Source organism: Paraflavitalea sp. CAU 1676, from assembly GCF_029223285.1.
Lineage (GTDB): Bacteria > Bacteroidota > Bacteroidia > Chitinophagales > Chitinophagaceae > Paraflavitalea.
The window spans coordinates 538,240-559,058 of record NZ_JARHUJ010000006.1; the positions used below are offsets into that span (position 1 = coordinate 538,240).

20 protein-coding genes are annotated in these 20,819 nt (G+C 49.2%); 7 read left to right on the top strand and 13 right to left on the bottom strand.

Going from position 1 to position 20,819, the window contains the following annotated elements:
* Window positions 1-2 precede the first annotated feature (2 nt).
* From P2H89_RS21960 to P2H89_RS21975, 4 genes are all read right to left on the bottom strand, one after another.
* Window positions 3-1,238: an ABC transporter permease gene (locus P2H89_RS21960; protein ID WP_275830921.1), complete on the bottom strand. Its 1,236-nt coding sequence runs from the start codon at window positions 1,236-1,238 to the stop codon at window positions 3-5.
* A gap of 148 nt (window positions 1,239-1,386) precedes the next feature.
* Window positions 1,387-2,052 (bottom strand): ABC transporter ATP-binding protein, encoded by a 666-nt coding sequence (locus tag P2H89_RS21965; RefSeq protein ID WP_275830923.1) that lies wholly within the window; start codon window positions 2,050-2,052, stop codon window positions 1,387-1,389.
* A gap of 16 nt (window positions 2,053-2,068) precedes the next feature.
* Window positions 2,069-3,568 carry a TolC family protein gene (locus tag P2H89_RS21970; RefSeq protein WP_275830925.1) on the bottom strand — a complete coding sequence of 500 codons (1,500 nt, stop codon included), beginning with the start codon at window positions 3,566-3,568 and terminating at the stop codon, window positions 2,069-2,071.
* Window positions 3,569-3,576: 8 nt separating this feature from the next.
* Complete coding sequence (locus P2H89_RS21975; protein ID WP_275830927.1) at window positions 3,577-4,824, bottom strand: HlyD family efflux transporter periplasmic adaptor subunit; 1,248 nt, start codon at window positions 4,822-4,824, stop codon at window positions 3,577-3,579.
* Window positions 4,825-5,138: 314 nt separating this feature from the next.
* On the opposite strand from P2H89_RS21975, the gene P2H89_RS21980 reads away from it, so the two are divergent.
* Window positions 5,139-6,539 carry an MATE family efflux transporter gene (locus P2H89_RS21980; RefSeq protein ID WP_275830929.1) on the top strand — a complete coding sequence of 467 codons (1,401 nt, stop codon included), beginning with the start codon at window positions 5,139-5,141 and terminating at the stop codon, window positions 6,537-6,539.
* Between the two features lie 112 nt (window positions 6,540-6,651).
* A complete protein-coding gene (locus tag P2H89_RS21985; RefSeq protein ID WP_275830931.1) occupies window positions 6,652-7,671 on the top strand; it encodes an AI-2E family transporter in 1,020 nt (339 codons plus the stop codon).
* A 57-nt stretch (window positions 7,672-7,728) separates the two neighbouring features.
* Here P2H89_RS21985 and P2H89_RS21990 read toward each other — a convergent pair whose 3' ends face one another.
* Window positions 7,729-7,995, bottom strand: a complete 267-nt coding sequence (locus P2H89_RS21990; protein WP_275830933.1) for a hypothetical protein — start codon at window positions 7,993-7,995, stop codon at window positions 7,729-7,731.
* Here P2H89_RS21990 and P2H89_RS21995 point away from each other — a divergent pair.
* Complete coding sequence (locus P2H89_RS21995) at window positions 7,994-8,770, top strand: murein L,D-transpeptidase catalytic domain family protein (protein WP_275830936.1); 777 nt, start codon at window positions 7,994-7,996, stop codon at window positions 8,768-8,770. The two genes, P2H89_RS21990 and P2H89_RS21995, sit on opposite strands and share 2 nt — an antisense overlap.
* A 79-nt stretch (window positions 8,771-8,849) precedes the next feature.
* Here P2H89_RS21995 and P2H89_RS22000 read toward each other — a convergent pair whose 3' ends face one another.
* The gene (locus P2H89_RS22000; protein ID WP_275830939.1) at window positions 8,850-9,521 is read right to left on the bottom strand and encodes a hypothetical protein; all 672 of its coding nucleotides are present in this window, start codon (window positions 9,519-9,521) and stop codon (window positions 8,850-8,852) included.
* Entirely contained in the window at window positions 9,521-11,008 is a 1,488-nt protein-coding gene (gene rpoN, locus P2H89_RS22005; RefSeq protein ID WP_275830941.1) for an RNA polymerase factor sigma-54, read from the bottom strand. The genes P2H89_RS22000 and rpoN overlap by 1 nt, the downstream gene beginning before the upstream one ends.
* Window positions 11,009-11,344: 336 nt before the next feature.
* Between rpoN and P2H89_RS22010 the strand changes: the two genes are divergently transcribed.
* Window positions 11,345-11,509, top strand: coding sequence for a hypothetical protein (locus P2H89_RS22010; protein ID WP_275830943.1), 165 nt, complete (start codon window positions 11,345-11,347; stop codon window positions 11,507-11,509).
* Between the two features lie 50 nt (window positions 11,510-11,559).
* Here the strand turns inward: P2H89_RS22010 and P2H89_RS22015 are convergent, their stop codons facing one another.
* The 4 genes from P2H89_RS22015 to P2H89_RS22030 form a co-directional block, all read right to left on the bottom strand.
* A complete protein-coding gene (locus P2H89_RS22015; RefSeq protein ID WP_275830945.1) occupies window positions 11,560-12,777 on the bottom strand; it encodes a DegT/DnrJ/EryC1/StrS family aminotransferase in 1,218 nt (405 codons plus the stop codon).
* A 52-nt stretch (window positions 12,778-12,829) separates the two neighbouring features.
* Window positions 12,830-14,377 carry a family 10 glycosylhydrolase gene (locus P2H89_RS22020; protein ID WP_275830947.1) on the bottom strand — a complete coding sequence of 516 codons (1,548 nt, stop codon included), beginning with the start codon at window positions 14,375-14,377 and terminating at the stop codon, window positions 12,830-12,832.
* A 12-nt stretch (window positions 14,378-14,389) separates the two neighbouring features.
* Entirely contained in the window at window positions 14,390-14,836 is a 447-nt protein-coding gene (locus tag P2H89_RS22025) for a MarR family transcriptional regulator (protein ID WP_275830949.1), read from the bottom strand.
* Window positions 14,837-14,955: 119 nt separating this feature from the next.
* Window positions 14,956-15,987 carry a radical SAM/SPASM domain-containing protein gene (locus P2H89_RS22030; RefSeq protein ID WP_275830951.1) on the bottom strand — a complete coding sequence of 344 codons (1,032 nt, stop codon included), beginning with the start codon at window positions 15,985-15,987 and terminating at the stop codon, window positions 14,956-14,958.
* 142 nt (window positions 15,988-16,129) lie between these two features.
* Between P2H89_RS22030 and P2H89_RS22035 the strand changes: the two genes are divergently transcribed.
* The 3 genes from P2H89_RS22035 (at window position 16,130) to P2H89_RS22045 (ending at window position 19,256) form a co-directional block, all read left to right on the top strand.
* On the top strand, window positions 16,130-18,103 hold the full coding sequence (locus P2H89_RS22035; RefSeq protein ID WP_275830953.1) for a M1 family aminopeptidase: 1,974 nt from the start codon (window positions 16,130-16,132) through the stop codon (window positions 18,101-18,103).
* A gap of 76 nt (window positions 18,104-18,179) precedes the next feature.
* Window positions 18,180-18,950, top strand: a complete 771-nt coding sequence (locus P2H89_RS22040) for a glycoside hydrolase family 25 protein (protein ID WP_275830955.1) — start codon at window positions 18,180-18,182, stop codon at window positions 18,948-18,950.
* 69 nt (window positions 18,951-19,019) lie between these two features.
* Window positions 19,020-19,256 carry a hypothetical protein gene (locus tag P2H89_RS22045; protein WP_275830957.1) on the top strand — a complete coding sequence of 79 codons (237 nt, stop codon included), beginning with the start codon at window positions 19,020-19,022 and terminating at the stop codon, window positions 19,254-19,256.
* A gap of 3 nt (window positions 19,257-19,259) precedes the next feature.
* On the opposite strand, the gene P2H89_RS22050 is transcribed toward P2H89_RS22045, so the two are convergent.
* A complete protein-coding gene (locus P2H89_RS22050) occupies window positions 19,260-19,688 on the bottom strand; it encodes an SgcJ/EcaC family oxidoreductase (protein WP_275830959.1) in 429 nt (142 codons plus the stop codon).
* Window positions 19,689-19,750: 62 nt separating this feature from the next.
* Window positions 19,751-20,518, bottom strand: a complete 768-nt coding sequence (locus P2H89_RS22055) for a DeoR/GlpR family DNA-binding transcription regulator (protein ID WP_275830961.1) — start codon at window positions 20,516-20,518, stop codon at window positions 19,751-19,753.
* Between the last annotated feature and the right edge of the window lie 301 nt (window positions 20,519-20,819).

Here is a 20,819-nt window from a genome sequence, read left to right on the forward strand (position 1 = left end):
GACTAAGAGGCTTTGAGCGCCGTAACTACCTGCAGGCGCGACATGCGCCAGGCGGGATACACGCCCGAAAACAAGCCCAACAGCAGACAAGCCGCCAGGGTCCACAGCAGCACCGTGAAATTGATGGTGAGATACATACTCGGCAACACCTGGCTATGGTTCAGGATGGCGATAATGGTCGCCGAAAACGCAAGGCCCAGCAAACCGCCGATTAAAGTAAGGATGATGTTCTCGATGATGAATTGATACACCAGCGTTCGCGACGAGGCGCCAAATGCCTTGCGAACTCCTATCTCTGAGGAACGTTCCATAATACGGCTGATGTTGATGTTGATAAGGTTGAGTGTGGGGAGCAGGAGAATGAATAGCACAACAAGAGATAACCCCAACATAAATCGCGCCGTACCCGATTTTTCATCGGTACCCATCATGGTGCGGGTAAAGCTGGCAAGATAGGTATCTGCGAAACTATGGATCTTATCGAACTCGTCGCTATTAAGTGGATACCGGGCGATCACCTGCTGATATTCGGCCGCCATTTTGGGGAGATCTGCCGCCGACCGACCCTGCAATACAGCAAAGTATTCGCCGCCAAGATCAGTATTGTTCCTGTTCGACTTAGACAAAGTATAAGGAAGATACATGTCACCATAACAGAAAAGGAGGGTAATGGGCACACTTTTTACCACGCCGGTTACCCGGTACCGCTCGTTGTCGGTTTCGATATACTTGCCCACGGCACTTGCGTCGCCAAAATAATCCTGTCGTGTACGTTCCGAAATTACTGCAACATGATCGCCATTAGTGATCTCCTGCGCGGTGTAAGGTCTGCCCTCCAGGAACCGGAATTCATTCACCTCCCAGAATTCGGCATTGGTGTATTTTACATCAATGTTCAACTTCTTGTTGTTTACATAGGTGTTTGTTGCCGTAAAGATGGAAGCGATTCCTACTTTGGCAGGCGTTTTCATGGTATACACATACTTATTGAGAAAGTGAATACTCATGGGGCCGTTGCTAAAAGACTGTCTTGTACTATGCGTACGGATCATGGTACTGATGTACAAAGATTGGTTGCGCTTGGTGTCGGGGTATTGCGGGCTGAGGAGATGGTCGAGGAAAGACGTCAGCACGATCAGGATGGTGAGCGTAAAGCTAATACCAAACAGGCTGATGAACGTGAAGAATTTTCTCCGCTTCAATACCGCAATGGCTATTTTGAAATAATTCTTTAACATAAAGGTTGATTGACTTTGGATGTAAAAAACAAGGGACTACCGTTAGGCCAAAAGCAGTACCGCTGCGCCAGGAGCTATCGTGCCAACGGCGGCCTTTTCACTAGACCACCTGCGGCAGGCGCCATCGCGATGGCCGCGGCAGCTTTCCTTAGCTTACCTGCGATCCGTCGAACAGGCGAACCAGGCGGTGTGTCTTCCGGGCCATCTGTTCATCGTGGGTTACCATCACGATCGTGGTTTTGTCGATGCTGTTCAGCTCCAGCAGAATGTCCATGATCTCATTGCCCATGGCGCTGTCAAGGTTGCCTGTAGGCTCATCGGCCAGTATGATCTCCGGCTCGCCCACGATAGCGCGGGCAATAGCCACGCGTTGCTTTTGGCCACCCGATAACTGGTTGGGAAAATGTTTCATGCGATTGCTGAGGCCTACTTTTTCAAGTGCTGCTTTGGCCAGGCGCGTGCGCTCCTTGGCGTTGCTATTGCGATACAGCAGCGGCAGTTCTACATTGTCCAGCACCTTCAGATCATTGATGAGATGATAGCTCTGGAAAATGAACCCCAGTTTCTTATTCCGGAAATGCGCCATCTGCTTGTCGGATAGGTTGACGGTTGCTTCATTGTCGATCCGCACCTCCCCCTTCGAGGGTACATCGAGCAGGCCCATGATATTAAGCAGGGTGCTTTTGCCGCAGCCCGAGGGGCCCATGATGGAAACAAACTCACCTTTGCGTACGGTAAGGTTCACGTTATTGAGGGCCAGCGTTTCTACAGAGCTGGTGCGGTATACTTTTTCGATATTTTGTAAGTGTATCATGATGTGGAAGGATTGTTTATTTATAGATGATTTTTTCGTTTTTCTCGAAGTCGTACAGTGAAAGATAGCGAAGCTGGTAATAAGCACCCCACAGATCGCGTAGCGCATAAATATAATCGCGCTTGGCCTGGTCTTTTTCCTGGAAAGCGATACTGAGATCAGTGATGCTTAAATGGCCCAAAACATAGCGTTCTTTGGCAATTTGATATTTCTCCGAAGCAATGCTGTCGGCCTGGGCCGTCAGCGTAAGCTGGTCCTGCATCATATCAAACAGCGTAACCTGCGTAAATATTTCCTGCCTGAACACCTGCTGATCCTGCTCAACGGCATATTGCACAAATTTCTGGTTGGCCTCGGCCGTCTTGAGACGGCTGCGCGAGCGGCCCCAATCAAGGATGGGAATGTCGAATACCAGTTGGATCAGTTGCTGGTCTTTGGGTGATTTGTACACGCCGGGCAGGTTCAGGGCGCTGTTCGAAAAGCCGAGCCTGGCCGTGAGGGTGGCATTCAGACTATTATCGCCGCGCGCCTTGGCCACATCGCGCTTAGCCTCGATGATCTTCCGTTCAAAAGCAATGGCGTCCGATCGGTTGGCAAATGCCTCAGCCAGCACCCTGTCGGCAGATACACTAAAATGATTGGCCCCACCCGGCAGGTCGAGCGACACTTTTTCATCGCCTTTCAAACCCACATAGGCCTTCAGGTTCAGAATCGCAATCTCCATGTCCCTTTTGGCGCTGGCCACCGACTTGCGGGATTTCAATAACTCCAGTTGCAACTGCAATATCTCATTGCGCGAAACCTTACCCAGCTCATGCTTCTCATTGGCAATGCGCAGGATATTCGTAGTGTTGTTGAAATTGGTTTCGGAGATCTGCAGGTTAACCTGGGCCAGCAACAGGTCGAAGAAATAGGCCGATGCCCGGATGGCGATCTGTTCCATCGATTCGATGAACTCCTGCCGGCTCTCGTTGTATTTCAGGGGCTCGATACGCCGGTCCCATTTCAGGGTATTGAACATGAACAGGGGCTGACTGTATCCTACAGCATATGGAACACCATTGTACAGCGTATTCTTCCGGTCGAAGTCATCGAAGCGTTGAAGCAGAGTAGTCCCGAAAATCTTGCCGCCTGTTTGGGCAATGCTTTGTTCCAGCGACAAATTGAGCGAAGAGTTATTGTTCCTTACCGGTTGAAAATCGATGGTGCCATTGGGTTGCAGGATCTCCTGGTAGGTTTTGCTGTAGGCAGGCAGGCGGCCGTCCAATACCAGCTGCGGTTTGTAGTTCGATTGATAGGTTCGGAACAGCCAGTAGCGATTTTCCTTTAAGGTTACCGCCTGCTTGGCGGCGATAGATTGTTCACGGGCCATACTGACCACTTGAGGCAAAGTGAGGCGCAGCGTGTCGACGATCGTTTCCTGGGTGGGTTGCGAGGTGCCCCGCGCGGGATCCTGAGCATATGCCCTACCCGCAAGGAGCATCAAAGCCAGGGCTGTAAACTTTATCCGTTTCATATTGCGGCTTAGTCTTTAAGAGTTATTTCCTGAAGGTGTTTGTATTGGCTCATATCGGTGGTGATGATGACCTCGCCAGGTGTTACCTGGTCTTTGAGTTCCACGTAGTCGAAGTTCGACAGGCCCAGATGTACCGTTCTGCGTACGGCCTTGTTGCCCTGAACCACAAAGATGTCCTGCACGGCCGTGCCTTTGAAGGCCGCTCCATTGGCTACACGCAACACGCCATTGCTGGTGGCCGTTACGAGGAAGATGTCGAGCTTCATATTGGGGCGCAACAGCTTGCTGCTGCGGTTGTCGAGCTGCACATCGAAAGACATGATATTGTTTTGAATGGTGGGATGAATATTGGCAACCGTGCCCCGAAGTAAAGAGTCGTTGATACGGGCAATCACCGGCATGCCGGTCTTCACCTGTTCTGCAAAGGCATCGGAAATGCTGCCTACAACCCGGTAGCTGGCGAGGTCGGCCACTTTTACCAGAGAGGCACCCACCCCGATCTGTGAACCAATATTCTTGTTTACCCAGGTGATCACCCCATCGCGTGAGGCAACGATATTGGCCTGTTGCAGCTTGCGTTCCAGTTCGTCGAGGTCTTTGCGTTGTATCTGCGCGGAGAGTTCTGAGTCTCGCATATCTGTGCGCATGGTCATTTGTTTGTTCCTGATCTCGTTTTCCAGCTGCCGTTTTTCCAGCTGGGCGATCTTCAGGTCTAATTCCGCCTGCTCCACTTCTTCGCGGGTACCGCCACCGGCTTTAAACAGCCGCTTGGCGTCCTGTACCGCTGCCTGAAGGCTGTTGATCCGAAGCTGCTTGATGGAATCATTGGCTTGCAGGTCATAAAAGCTTTTGTCCAGTTGGAGCTTTAGGCGGGCAATATTGTTCTCCTTCAACTCCAGCTGGAACTTGAGTTTGGCCAGCTCGATCTCCGTGAAGGCCTTGTCAAGCTCCAGCACCGATTGGCCCGATTTAACAGGCGAACCTGCATCGATCAGCACGCTTTTGATCACGGCATTGATCGGGCTGGTGATCACTTCTTCAAATTCGGGCTGTACCTCTCCTGTTGCGGTGATGGTATTGTCTACATTACCTTTTTCCACCCGCGCCGTAATGATCTCGGTGCGTTTGATGCTGGAGCTTAAAGATTGCCGGAAGATCCAGAGCAGGGTTATTAGTCCGGCCACTGCCAAAATGATCCAAAGGATCATTTTTCTTTTGCGTCGTTGAATGATGGCCGGGGCGATTGCACTATCCATGGCTATACGTTGGTTTGCATAGATCATCCAAGCCGGGTGCCAATCGTATTGAGCGCAAAATCAGCTACTTATGATAAATTTGCAAATGAGAAATGTTCGGAATCGAACATTTTGACCGGTAGCCTTTAACTAAAGTGATCGTTTTTCCTTAGATTTGAATACTCAACACCATTGTAATATGATGCTCTCCACATTCGCCGGATCCAGGGTTAAATAACCTCCACCGGAATTTTTGACTTCCCCCTTGTCCGCTTTTACCGCGGTCTTTACTGTATTTACTATTTATTTAATTCACACTCAGAAAAGAGTAACGTATGCCATTGAATGCAACGACCAGCAAAACGTCTGTTTGGTCATTTATTAAACAAGCGCTGAAAGGCGACGAACACCAGGACTTTACACAAGGCAGTATCCGCAAAGGCGTATTGATGCTGGCCATTCCCATGATCCTTGAAATGGTGATGGAGAGTGTATTTGCCGTAGTAGACATTTTCTTTGTAGGCAGAACCGAGCACGCGAAACAAGCGGTGTCCACGGTCGTGCTTACCGAGTCCGTACTCACCATATTATATTCCGTCGCCATTGCCCTTAGTATGGGCGCCACCGCTGTGGTAGCACGGCGAGTAGGCGAAAAGAACATCGATATGGCTGCACGGTCGGGCGCACAGGCTATCAACCTGGCGCTGATCATTACCGTCATCATCAGTTTGCTGGGTGGCTTTTTCGCTCCTTCCATTCTCGCTCTGATGGGTGGCTCACCCGAAGTGATCGCGTTGGGAACATCCTATACACGTATCATGTTTGGCGGCTCGGTAGTCATCATGCTGCTGTTCCTGATCAATGGGATATTCAGGGGCGCCGGTAATGCCGCTATTGCCATGCGGTCGTTGTGGCTCGCCAATGGCTGTAATATTATATTATGCCCCATCCTCATCCATTACTATGGACTTACCGGGGCGGCCATTGCCACCACCATCGGGCGCGGGGTGGGCGTATTGTACCAGCTGTACCACCTGTTCAAGGGTAAAGGATTGTTGCGGATCAATCGCTCGCATTTCAAACTCGATCTCGGAATATTCAAAACACTGTTCGATATATCGTGGGTAGGGTTTCTGCAGTTCTTCATAGCCTCTGCCAGCTGGATGTTCCTGGCCAGGCTCATGACCCGCTTCGGCGATGAAGCCGTTGCTGGATATGGCGTGGCCATCCGTATCCTCATGTTCTTCCTGCTGCCCGCGTGGGGCATGAGCAATGCGGCCGCAACACTGGTAGGACAAAACCTTGGTGCGCAGCAACCCGAAAGGGCCGAGCAATCGGTGTGGAAAACGGCCAAGTACAACGCCATTTTTATGGCGGTCGTTATCCTGCTATTTCTGGTAGGTTCCGAATATATCACCTCCTTCATGAATAAGGATGCCGGCGTAGTAAAAATCGCCACCGAAGCCCTGCACATCGTGAGCCTCGGGTATATATTTTATGGAGTGGGAATGGTGGTTACCAGTGCATTTAACGGCGCCGGCGACACCAAAACCCCCACCTTCATCAACCTCGTCGGCTTTTGGTTATTCCAGATTCCGGTAGCCTACCTGCTGGCGGTTACGCTTGGCTGGGGGCCTAAAGGCGTGTTCATAGCGATCCTCACGGCAGAAGCCGGCATCAGTATTGCTGGAGTGCTCATCTTCAGGCGTGGAGCCTGGAAGAAAGTCAAGATCTAAAACCTCTAACTGGTTACCGGTTTCTGGCAGTTTATATGTAGCTTGTTGATCAAATTTTCAGCAGGCAATATGTAAAACACCAGTTGCCGGTAACCAGAAACCAGTAACCAGTATGAATTCCATTCCCAATAACGCTATCAGGCAGGTCCTTTTATTGATCATTATCCTACTGATCGGATATGTGCTGTTCATGTACCTTAAAACCTTTTTGCCTGCCTTTCTCGGAGCTTATACCCTGTACGTGCTGATGCGCAAGTACATGTTCATACTCCAGGGCAAGCATAAATGGAACCGCAACCTGGCAGCCGCCGTGTTGATGTTGCTTTCTTTCCTGATCATCATGGTTCCCATTTTGATACTGGCCAATATGATGACCTCGCGAATCGCCTGGGCCATCAACCACTCTTCTGAAATACTCAACTCCATCAAGGATTTTATCGCCCAATACGAACGCCGGTACGAGATCCAGGTATTCACCGACGATAATATCAAGCGCATATCCGCCATGGGCGCCGAAACCCTGCCCAAAATACTGGGCGCCACTTTCGAAACCCTCACCACCATCCTGATCATGTATTTTATATTATACTTCATGCTGGTGGATGGCCGTAAAATGGAGTCGCTCTTTTACGAGTGGGTTCCCTTAAAGGATGAGAACATACTCTTGTTGCGGCGCGAGCTTAACCTGCTCGTCAACTCCAATGCCATCGGAATACCCCTGATAGCGTTGATACAGGGCATCGTAGCGCTGATCGGATATTTCCTGCTCGGTGTAGATAAACCTATTTTCTGGTTCGTGATCACCTGCATTGCTGCCATGATGCCCGTTGTGGGAGCCTCCCTGGCCTATATACCATTAAGTATCGTATTCTTCGCCAACGGCGCCTCCGGCAAGGGTATCATTATGCTGATCTATGGATTTGTCGTCATTGGGCTCTCCGATAATTTATTCCGCTTCTGGCTTCAAAAACGCCTGGGCGATGTACATCCGCTTATCACGGTATTCGGAGTCATTATAGGCGTCAATATGTTTGGATTCATCGGACTTATTTTCGGCCCCATCCTCATCTCCCTCTTCTTGCTTATGATCAAGATTTATGCAAATGAATTCAGTCCCAGGACACCGCATTGATTGCAACTCTGTTATTAACTCCCTGATAGCTATTGGATTTTAAGGAAATGACTGGGCTTAACAGCCAGCTGTTTTCGCAAAAGGAGCATGGTTGCCGATTCGCAACACAATAAAATACATCTGTTGTGCTGCCCCGGCTGAAATACTATTTTTTCCAAACAAGCCGTTTAATATTCGTTGGCGACCGGCAAAAAGCAGCAATTGATGCAGATCAAACAAGGAGGCCGGCGCTAAAATGCAGAGAGCAGAAATGTGAAGCATGACCGTATGATGAATGACTTTTAACAAGAGGCAGATGCCCCTGTGAAAACCAAGAGAACCCATGTTTCGCCCATTACAATCCATACTGGCTGTAATATTACTATGGATATTAACGATATGCCCGGCTTACATGTCGGGTAACAGTAAAGAGGACAAGATCGTAATCCAGTTGCCAACCCGCTTTGTGCTGTACGATTCTCCCACCAACACAACTGTAAAATCGGATGAGGAACGCCTTTGTGAAGATGCGGCATTCCTATACGATAGCCTGCGTCTGGGAAAGCTGGGGCTGCGTAAAGAAGCATTGGAGTATGGGTTGAAGGGGTTCAGGAAACTGATGTCGAATGAGGAATTGCCCAACGATAGTGTGTTGTCGATCGTCGACTTTAGTCAGTCGTCGCGCAAAAAGCGGCTGTATGTCATCGATCTCGCACGCACGAAAATATTGATCAATACCTATGTGGCCCACGGTAAACGGTCTGGTAAGGAGTATGCAAAATCATTCTCCAATACACCCGAATCGTTCAAAAGCAGTCTCGGGTTTTACATCACCCGCAATACGTACCAGGGAGCCAATGGACTTTCACTGAATATCGATGGGCTCGAGCAGGGCATCAATGACAAAGCATTCGAACGCCGCATCGTTATTCACAGTTCAAGGTACGTGGGCAACCGGTGGTTGAAGGAGAATAAAGTATTGGGTAACAGCCTCGGCTGTCCCGCAGTGCCGGTGAAAGTGCTGGATGAAATTATCGAAACAATTAAAGGTGGTTCATGCCTGTTCATCTACCACCCTACAAAATACTATCTGACAAAGTCCAACATATTGAACGGCTAGATTGGACATGAACTTCAGATGGTTTGAAGGCGGGAAAGCTCAATATAGGTTCGTACCCTATGGTTGGGCTTTTCTTTTTTTAAAACCAGGTAGCTATCAGCTGGCAGGCCATGCCAGTGAATAATCCAAGGTAGATCTCCACTTTAGAGTGGTCGCTAACAATGAAGCGCGCGGTACAAACTACACCCGCGATCAAAAAAGCGAATGCAAGGTATTGGCCCGTTTCGTCCTGGTGATTCAATGCCTGCAACAAAAAGAACATGACCAGGCCACCCATGCCCGTAGCATGCATACTGATCTTCAGTTTAATATTCCACATCCAGGCCGCACATACGCCCAGGAAACTCCCCAGTAAAAAATGTACAAAATAATCAGGCGTTCTTTGCTGATTGTGGAAGACATACCAGATCCAGAAGTAAAAGATGATGGCAGCGGCATAAGGAATGATCCGCTCTTTTTGTGTACGCAGAAAGATAGACGAAACAAAACCCAGGCGACCCATCAGAAACACCGAGAAGGCGGGTAAAAAGCTGCTGCTGAAGAAAACAGCCACCAGCACAAAGAATTTATCGCGTTCGCCATAGCCTGCAAACGCAAGGGGATGCAGGTAAAGCAGAAAAGCCGTTACATAAGTAGGAATAAGGATTGGATGGAAAACATACGAAAACAAATGCGCCAGGAAGCGGATCACTGCCGGTTGACGGTATTGATCACCACCGTTTAAAGAAGCCGGAATACTGATATTGTCCATTATAATTCTTTACGCAGCCTCGCTACCGGTATATTCAATTGCTCACGGTATTTGGCTACAGTTCTGCGTGCAATATTATAGCCTTTTTCCTGCAGCATATCGGTTAATTTTTCATCGCTCAGCGGTTTCTTCTTGCTTTCACCCTCGATGAGGTCGCTGAGGATCTTCTTCACCTCACGCGTACTCACTTCCTCCCCGCTATCGGTACTCAGCGATTCGCTGAAGAAGAATTTCAGGCGGTAAGTGCCGAACTCAGTTTGTACGAATTTGCTGTTGGCCACCCGGCTCACAGTAGAGATATCGAGCCCCGTACGCTCTGCTATATCCTTGAGGATCATGGGGCGCAGCGTGGTTTCATCACCTGTCAGGAAAAACTCGCGCTGGTAGTCCATGATGGTCTCCATAACGCTGGAGAGGGTATGCTGCCTTTGTTTGATGGCGTCGATAAACCACTTGGCGGCATCGATCTTCTGCTTGATGAACAGAACGGCTTCTTTCTGACGCTTGTCTTTCTTGCTTCCCCGGTCGTACTCCTTAAGCATGTCGCGGTACCCTTCGCTGATGCGCAGGTCCGGTGCGTTCTTGGAGTTAAGGGTAAGCTCCAGCTTGCCGCCGTTATTATAAATGAAGAAGTCGGGCACCACATAGCTCTCCGCTTTGTTGATATCGCCATGGTTGCCGCCCGGCTTGGGTGTAAGGCGGATGATATGACTGATGACATCTTTCAAGCCTTCGTCGCTGATATTGAGGCCGCGTTGGATCTTATCGTAATGCTTTTTGGTGAACTCGTCGAAATAATTGGTAAGCACTTCGATGGCGGTGTCTACTTTTCTGCCATGAACTTTTTGCCGGTGCAATTGCAGCAGCAGGCATTCCTGGAGATTGCGGGCGCCTACACCTGCCGGGTCGAATTGCTGGATCAGGCGGATCACGTTTTCCACTTCCTGCTCGTTGCTGTCGATATTCTGGCGGAAAGCGAGGTCATCCACGATGGCAGAGGCTTCCCGGCGTAAATAGCCGTCGTCGTCGATGCTTCCTACGATCTGCTCGGCAATCCGGCGGTGGCGGTCGTCCAGCTTCAGCATCCCCAGTTGCTCCAGCAAATGTTCGTGGAAGGAAGTTTCTATACGATACGGAACTACTTTATTATCATCGACTTCCGGATAGTTATCATCCTTCATCTTGTATTCCGCGATCTCCCCGTCGTCGTCACCCACGTATTCGCTAATATCAATATTGTCATACTCCTCCTCACTGCCATCAGGCTCAAAATCATCGTCGTTGCTTTCAAACTCGTCTTTCGTCTCAGCTTCGAATTGATCCTCATGATTCTCGTCCGACTGTTCCAGGGCAGGATTTTCTTCCAATTCCTCCTTGATCCGCTCTTCGAGGTTGGCAGTAGGTACCTGCAGCAACTTCATCAACTGAATTTGCTGAGGAGATAACTTTTGTAATAATTTTTGTTGTAAACTTTGACTCAGTGCCATTTTTCGTCAGGGGGGTTTTAGCCGCACTTTTGCCAAAAAAGTTGGAAAATCGGCGGCAACCACAAAAATCAGGCCGTAAATTTACGGACAAATGTAATGAACGTGCACCAACGATTTTATAAAATTATTGTTGCCCTGTTATTTTCTTTTAAAATGTTAATAGTACAGGGTCAGCAAAAGAGCACGCACTCGCCTTCAAATGCAGTGCCCGGGCAGCTTTGGGTGCAGCCCGTTAAAAAATGGTATGCACAAGGCCCCCGATATTTTAACATTTCGCAACAACTGATGCAGTCACCGCAGCAGACAACCCCATTATCTGTAAGCGCCTTGCAGAGGATGCAAAAATTAACAACAACTCCAGCCGGCATACGCGACGATCATTACACAAAGCATTTTGGGTTCTTCTGCCGCCAGGAGCTCCAGTTCGAGAAGGCTTCTGGCCTTCCACTCCGCTTCCGGCTGGGCTCGGTGAAAGATTGCGATTACCTCGAAGGGAAATAAAATGGGCCGCCAACCGGCGACCCATTTTCGATGATTTATGTATAGCTCCTTTAAACGGCCGCCTTTTGGCTGGCCAACACCTTCTTCACAGCTGCTACGATCTTCTCACCACGTTCTTTGATCTGCGCTTCCGTCCACAGGAGGCTGATAGAGGAAGAAATAACCCGGCTCATGATGGCATCGCTGGCAGAGAAATCCTTAGTGGCATGATGAATAACGGCCGCCTTCAGGTCGGGATGCAAAGCATTCAGCGTGAGCGACTCCTTCAGGTGATCCCATTTGCTGATATAGTGCCAGTTATTATGAAACCAGTAAAAATTGCCCGCGAGAATATTCTGCGCCTTCAGTTCGGCAACCACTGCTTCTGTAAGTTCCTGGGTAGGCAGAAACCAACTGAGGAAAGTGCAGCTATCGCCTGCTACGTCGTGAATGCGGCGGAAGCTGATTTCCGGCACCTGCGAAAGGATCGCCTTCAAAGCGCCGTGGTTCTTGCGCTGGATGCTCAGGAACTCCTGCAGCCTTTCTACCTGGGCCAATCCCACCGCTGCATGCAATTCCGAGATCCGGTAGTTGTAACCGATAAAAGGATGCAGATCAGCGCCGCGGTCTACCCCTAAGTGGTCATGGCCGTGATCGCTGTAGCCATCGCTTTTTACGTAAACATCTTCGTTATTGGTAAGCACCACGCCGCCTTCGGCACAAGTGATCGTCTTTACAAAGTCGAAAGAGAAAGTACCCGCATCTCCGATGGTACCAACGTATTTGCCTTTATACTGGGCGCCGATGCTTTGGCAGGCGTCTTCCAGCAGCAACAACTTATGCTCTTTGCAAATGGCCTGCAGTGCATCGAGGTCGGCCATACTGCCGCACATGTGTACGGGCATAATGCACTTGGTTTGTTTGGTAATGGCCTTGCGCACAGCTGCAGGGTCAAGCGTCAGCGAATCGTCTACATCCACCAAAACAGGCACCGCCCCCACACTCAGTACGGCTTCGAAGCTCGCTACGAACGTAAAAGACGGCATGATTACTTCATCGCCGTATCCAATACCTAAAGCGCTCAGGGCTGTAGTAAGAGCAGCCGTGCCGCTTGATACCAGTTGTGCATGCTTGGCGCCAAACGCGGTGCAGATCGCCTGCTCCAGTTCCTTTGCCTTCCAGATACCCTTGCGCGGACCGTCAAAACCATACCGCATCAGGATCCCTGTTTCCATAACATCATTCACATGTTTGCGCTCAGACGCACCAAATAATTCATAACCAGGCATATAACTAATTTTTTATTATCTAAATAGTCCCACAAAGGTAAACCCGAAAACATTACCGCACAATCCAGGCTTCATTCTCCAGCATTTCAAAACGCAGCGGCACCGGCCAGTCGGCATAAGGCAAACTCTCATTGCCGTCGCTATCTATCGCAGTCAGGTACACATGGGCAAACCGCTTGTTGTCGGGCAGCTGAACACGGAAAGTACAGGAGTCGGCACCGGGCTCGGTGCCGATGGCCTTGGCGCTATAGAAGTTCACGAAAGATTCGTTGGTGTCGGCGCTCACATACAGTTTAAACCACTTGATGGTACGTTTTTCCAGAACAGACTTATGTACTTTAATATCAAAAGTCGAACTGTCCACCACATCAAACGATTTCACCACAGGCGAAATCGGCCTCAACGAATCGATCCAGGGCATACCGGGAATGATCGCTGGTTCTTTATAATAGTTCAGTCGCAGGCTGTCGCCCCAGCCATTGGGGTTTCTGGTAAAGGAAGTACTGCTGAAATAGATGGCGCCCTGGATCTCCGGATGCTTGCGCAATTCCGCGATCTGCCGGGGTAACAGGGATTTATCGCGCCAGATGGCATTGCTGTTTGCCCTGAAAGGCGCCAGGCCGATATAACAATGCCTGCCATACGTGTGTTTTGCCCACCAATCCAGCAATACCTCATAGGCCGCCGCACGGTGACCAAATTCCCAGTATAATTGAGGCGCTACGTAATCGATCCATCCATTCTCGAGCCACAACAGGATATCCGCATACAGATCGTCGTAGTTCGTTTGGCCCGCCGTCGTGGCGCTGCCTTCCGGATCGTCGCGCTCATTGCGCCAAACGCCGAACGGAGAAATACCGAAGCGCACATACTTCTTTTCTTCCTTGATCGCTTTACTGAGCTTCACAATGATGGAGTCTACATTGCTTCTGCGCCAGTCATCGCGTTCGAGGCCATTGCCGTATTTTGCAAAACTCTTATTGTCGGGGAACTCCTTGCCGGCAATGCGGTAAGGATAGAAATAATCGTCAAAATGAATAGCGTCGACATTATAGCGCTTTACCACATCGCGGATCACCTTCACCACAAACTCCTGTGCTTCTTTATTGCCAGGGTCGAAATAACGCTTGCCGCCGTACGAGAGAAACCATTCCGGATGTGTTTTGGTAACGTGGTTGGAGGCGATCGACGATTTGCCGATCTGGAACTCGGCCCGGTAAGGATTACACCAGGCATGAAACTCCATGCCGCGCTTGTGCGTTTCCTCGATCATAAATTGCAGCGGATCATAAAAAGGGGAAGGCGCTTTACCTTGCTTGCCGGTAAGCCATTCGCTCCAGGGCTCATGCGGCGAGGGATAGAAGGCATCGGTAGCAGGTCTTATCTGCACGATCATTGCGTTCAGCCCATTGCGTTTGTGCATATCCAGCTGGGCGATGAATTCGGCCCTTTGCCGGGCGGGATCGAAGTTCCCTTTACTGGGCCAGTCTATATTATCGACCGTCGCGATCCAGGCGCCCCTGAACTCGTAGTTGGGTTGGGTAAAAGCGGTAACGGATGCCCATACACAGGCAGCAAAAGTTAAAAATTGTCTTTTCATAATGCGGATAAACTAACCTCTCATTTTGTCCAGCAGTTGGTTCAGTGTCGTGGCTTCAGTTTCGGTAAGGCTTCCTACAGAAGCGTCCATTTCATCATTACAGCCATCGAGGCTGTCCAATAAACTTAACCCTTTATCACTAATAGTAACGTCAACAAGGCGGCGATCTGTTTTACAGATCACTTTTTTAACAAGTTCTTTTTTGACAAGCCTGTCCACGATACGGCTGGTATCGCTCATTTTGTCAAGCATCCGCTGCCTTATCTGCAGCGTAGACAAAGGTGCACCCGCCCCGCGCAATATGCGAAGGATATTGAACTGCTGCGGCGTAATGTCGGCGTTGTCGAAGAACTTTTTGTGTTGCTCCATCATCCAGTTGCACGTATAGATGAGGTTCACCGAAACTTTGTGGTGCTCATTACGGAATTTCGCTTGTTGGATGTCATTTTCAATACTCATATTGCATCAGTAGTTGGGGTGTAAAATTAGCAATTTTAAGCGGGTTACGGCAGAAGCCGCGCAACGCTATTGGTCAATTGATCGTGCTATAACAGGGTAGGGTCGGGAGGCCAGGCAGGTTAATCACTCCACACTTTGGTGCCTTCACTGCAGTTGGCGCAAATGTCGATATTCTTGCGGCTTTGTAATATCTGGCGACGGAAATGCACATACTGGTCGCTGTGCCATACTTCCTTGAAAGGCTTGCCTTTCAGGTCGCCCAGCGTATGCTGGGCATCTTTATCGAAGCAACAGGGTACTACCAGGCCGTCCCAGCTGATCACCGTGGCATGCCACAAACGCCAGCAATGATTTTGCAGCGAATTCTTGAATACAAACTCGCCCTGCTCATTTTTGCGGTACCGGCTGAATTTGTCGAGGGTAGGGATCAGGTTATTGGGGTCCTGTTCATAATCATACACCTGCGCCGTCTTGAAGCGTACATCATCCACCCCTATCTCAGCTGCCAGGCGTTTCACATCTTCGATCTGGTGCTCGTTAGGCTTTACAACGAGGAACTGGAAAAAAACAAAAGGCGTTTTACTCCTCAGCTCTTTTTTCCACTTCATGATATTACGGGCCCCTTCCAGCACTTTCTCCAGCTTACCGCCTACACGATACTGCTGGTACACCTCCTGGGTGGTGCCATCAATAGAAATGATCAGGCGGTCAAGACCACTCTCTACGGTTCTTCGCGCATTGGCATCGTTCAGGTAGTGCGCGTTGGTAGACGTAGCAGTATAGATGCCTTTGCCCGAAGCATACTTCACCATGTCCAGGAAGCTGGGGTTGAGATAAGGTTCGCCCTGGAAATAAAAGATCAGGTATAGCAGGTCGCCCGACAATTGATCGATGGTGTCCCTGAAAAAATCTTTTTGTAACATGCCGGTTGGCCGGGTAAAGGCACGGAGTCCGCTCGGGCATTCGGGGCAGCGCAGGTTACAGGAAGTAGTAGGCTCAAAAGAGATCGAAACAGGATACCCCCATTGTACCGGCTTCTTGGTCCACTTGCTTAAATAGTAGCTGCTCAACACCTTACCAGCATTCCAGATACGGCGAAAGGTAAGTTTGGACATTAAATTGACACTATCGTTCCAGTTAAATGAGGGCATTGGTAATATAAAATTAGGGACACTTACTTAATGTACAATGTTTTATAGCCACTAACGTTAAAATAGTGGCATTGTTTGGGCATCTGCGCACCCTAAATACCGTATGTAATGGAAAGAATCACTCAATCCGCCACATAGTTATATGAAGAAATGGTACGCTATTCTGCTGTTTACGACCACCTGTGTGCAGGCGCAGGAACGGGTTTCCACCACCATGATCGGCGGCCAGCCGATGGTCAATATCGCCGAACTGGAAAAAAGATCACACCTCAAACTGCTTGGTGGCCAGGGCGGAGATGGCATTGCAGCGCACTCGGTAGCCACCGAAAATTTCGATATCCACTACTACCAGTGCGATTGGACCCTGAATCCCGAAATACGGTACATCAAAGGCAATATTACTCCACACTTCATCATGAAACAGGCTTCCGATAGCATCGTGTTCGATCTCGTGCGCGTATTGACGGTCGATAGTGTCCTGTTCAGAGGCAATAAGATCGCTTTTTATCAGTCGGCCGAAAACGGCCTGGTCATAAAATTCCCGGCTGCGCTCAGCGTCGGCAGTAAAGGGGCGGTAACCATTTGTTACCAGGGTGTTCCGCCCAACCTCACCAGTCCCAACGGCAATTTTTTTCAGGGACTTCATCGAAGCGTCTATGCTATATATACGCTTTCCGAACCTTACGGATCATCCGTCTGGTGGCCCTGCAAGAACGGCCTTACCGATAAGGCCGATTCCATCGACATATCCGTCACTACGCCGTCAATCTATACACCGTCCAGCAACGGATTACTGGAAAGAGAAGAGCGAGATGGTGACCAAACCACCAGCCATTTCAAGCACCGCTACCCGATAGCCACCTATCTTGTTGCGTTGGCCATCACTAAATACATAGTTGACAAAGACTCGGTAATGTTGGGCGATCGCAAAATGCCTGTATTGATGTACACCCATATCGCCAGTAAACCCGACTATTATAAACCTGCTACAGCACAAGTAATCCAATGCCTGCCTAAGTTTTCCGAACTATTTGGCATGTACCCCTTTCAAAAGGAACATTACGCTCAAACCCAATGGGGCCTCGGCGGTGGCATGGAGCACCAAACGAACAGCTTTATCGTCGACCGGTGGAATAACCTGGTTGCCCACGAGCTCGGTCACCAATGGTTTGGCAATAAAGTAACCTGCGGCAGCTGGTCCGACCTCTGGCTTAATGAAGGATTTGCCACCTATACCGAGTTTGCCTACTACGAGCACTTTATGCCGTCTGTCCACCTTTCTTACATCGCATCCATGATGAATGCCATTACCGCATCGCCGGGTGGCTCCGTATATACCACCGATACCACCAACTACAACCGTCTCTTCGGGCCGCTCACCTATTACAAAGGCGGCCTGGTAGTGCACATGCTGCGATGGGTACTGGGCGATGAAGTTTTTCATAAGGGTGTACGGGCCTATCTCGACGACCCTGCCGTAAAATACGGGTATGCCCGTACCGGCGATCTCAAACGGGTGATGGAGCAGGTAAGCGGCAAAAATCTCGACAGCTTCTTCGACAAGTGGATATATAAAGAAGGATATCCCAGTTACAAACTCACCTGGAGCCAAAACAACAACAACTGGGCATCCGTGAAACTGAACCAAACCACCTCCCATAGCTCCGTAGCCTTTTTTGAAATGCCGGTAGCCCTGAAATTCAAAAACGCCACCCGTGATACGATCCTCGTGGTCGACCATCGCTTCAGCGGACAAACATTTGCCCTCAATGTTGGCTTTGCCGCCGATACGGTATTGATCGATCCGCTGCTCAAAGTGATCTCTAAAGGAAATACCACCACCAAAGAAGCGGCGCCCACCACAGCCGACCAACTGAAGATATATCCCAATCCGGCGCCAGACAATCTCCAGATTGCGCTCGGCAACCCAACCGATAAAACAATGGTCATTCAATTATTCAATACCACCGGCCAGTTGGTATACCAGCGAAAGCTCAACATGGCCGGCAATGACGAACAATGGCAAATACCCATGCAGCAATACCCCAAAGGCGTTTATTACCTCAGGTTGAAAGGCGAAAAAAACATCGATCTCGTCCAGAAGATCCTGCACTGATCGCACATTTTATCATTTCTCCAACGAGATAATGCTTTAAAAAGAAAAGCTGACGACTATATTTGCAACCGCGCGCATGGCAGACAAGAAAAATAATATCGCCTGGAAGATCCTTATAACCCTTATACTCGCTGGCATCCTCGTCATGGGGGGCTTTCACCTGTATGAGTGGTGGCAAACAAGAAAGGCCCACTTTGTAAAATACGAGGCTTTCGGCATTGATATCCCCACCAATTACGGCATTCACGGAATCGACGTATCCAAATATCAGGAGGCCGTTGATTGGGAAAGCGTCAAGGGCATGAAGGTCGAAGATGTGCAGATTGGCTTCACCTTCATCAAAGCCACCGAAGGCAACAGCAACGAAGACCGCTGCTTTAAACGCAACTGGAAACAGTCAAAAGAAGCAGGTATACCGCGTGGTGCCTACCATTTCTTCATCGCCTCCAAAAGCGGTAAAACCCAGGCCGAGAATTTCATCTCAACGGTCGAACTGCAGCCCGGCGATCTTCCTCCGGTGCTAGATGTAGAGCAATCCAACGGCGTTAAGTCCGATAAACTTCGCCAACGGGTAAAAGAATGGCTCGAAACAGTGGAGAATTACTACGGAGTTCGTCCCATTATTTATACCAACGTAGATTTTTACAAGCAGATATTGAAAGACGAATTCGACCAATACCCGCTCTGGGTGGCACACTACCTGCAAAAAGAAAAACCCCGCATCTACCGCGACTGGCATTTCTGGCAGCACAGTGAGCAGGGGCATGTCAATGGAATATTATACAAGGTCGATTTCAATGTATTCAATGGCGACTCCTCCGAATTCAGGAACCTCCTCATCGACTAAAGCCCGTCCATAAAACAAGGCACACGGAGGCCCTGATTACACAAACAGCTAATTCCGTAATTTTATTCCATGCCGTACGAAGAAGATGATCCCCGCGACTTCCTAAGAAGGATAGTATGGTCCCTATCCCTTGGCCTCCTATGGCTGGTTACCAACATCGGTATCGGCATGTATAACGACCTCATCGTTCCACAGGGAAAGCTGACTTTGAGCAATTTCATATTCTATAGCTGGATGGCTGTTAGCCTCACAGCACTTATCTGGATCAATGTCCGCATCTGGAAGAAAAAATTCCCCCATGGCTAAGGCCTAACTGCTGTGATCGGCAATGATCACCCATTGGCCATTGATCTTGCGGAACATCAACGTGTAATGTCCACCCACATCACCGGCATTGCGTTTCAGGTGCCACTTGCCTACTACAAAATAATAGTCCTTGCTAAGGCGCTCTACCTTGATGAGGTTGAAGGTCAGCGTACCCATCTGGTCCGGACCATTATACCCCTTCTTATAATTGTTGAGCGTATTCTGGTAACCATAGGTAACCCCGCTTTTACCAATGAACATCAGGGAATCGTTGTTCCAGTAACCCTTCATGAACTCCTCGAGATTGCCCTTGTTCCAGGCTTCCGTTTGCTCCTGGAGAATTTGCCGGATGGCCTTTTCGTCGGCAGATTGGGCTTGAGTTGAAGTAAACGAGAAAGAAAGGATCGAAACAGTCAGCAGTAGGTATTTCATACAGAAGATTGAAACAGGAAGATACCACTGTTTCCAGTAACGGGCCTAACCTCAATTAACCATTAATCAGCAATGATTACCCGCACACCGCTCTTTTCGATCTTCGAAACGGTAGCCGGGTTAACCTCGTTGTCTGTAATGATATAATCTATCTGATCGAGGTTGCAGATCTTGCCCAGCCCCCGGCGGTCAAACTTGCTGCTGTCCGCAAGGACCACCACCGTTTGCGCCATACCGATCATCTTTTGGTTCAGACTGGCTTCCACGATATTGGTGATCGACAGGCCATGCTCCAGGTCAATGCCGTCCACACCGATAAAGAGTACGCCACAGGATAGTTCATCGAGTATCTTTTCGGCGAAAGAACCCGCCGTAGAGGAAGAACTTTGGTGCACCAGGCCACCCAGTTGCAGGATCTCGATATTAGGACGGTTGCAAAGCTCCATCGCTACTTTAAGCGCTGGGGTAATAACAATGATCCGTTTGTCCGACTGTAAACAACGCGCCAGTTCAAAAACCGTCGTGCCCGAACCTATAATGATGGAATCGTTTTGACCGATCAGGTTCAGCGCCGCCCGCGCGATCTTTTTCTTTTCTTCCGATTTGATGAACTCCTTTTCATTGATCGGGCGCTCGATGGTGTACGGATTATTCATCGAACCGCCGCCACGGGTACGGAACAATAGCTTCTTTTCTTCCAACAGCTTCAGGTCCTTTCGGATCGTTACCCCGCTCACCTGCATTTCATCGATCAGGTCCGGGATACTCACTTTTCCCGTTTCCCGCAGCTTGTTTAAGATGAACTGGTGCCTGTCTGTTATCGATTTCATACCATAAAGTTTAACCGGACACAAAATTCATAATAAAAGGTTGATATTTCAAAAACTTACAAAGAGTTTACAATAAATAAATACCCCAGCCTTAAAAATGGCCTGGTTTCCCTTTCATGGGCTTTCATTTGATTTTAATTTGTTTGTTTTGCTTTAAGTTTGTTACATTTGGTTTCACGAAACCGGTTAATAGGCACCAATTTAGACCCATTTACAGGTTTCAGATAACCCGATTGCTCTTTCAGGATGCTTTAATTCGCTAATTATTTGTTTACAGGATGGTAACATTTTGTTTAAACAG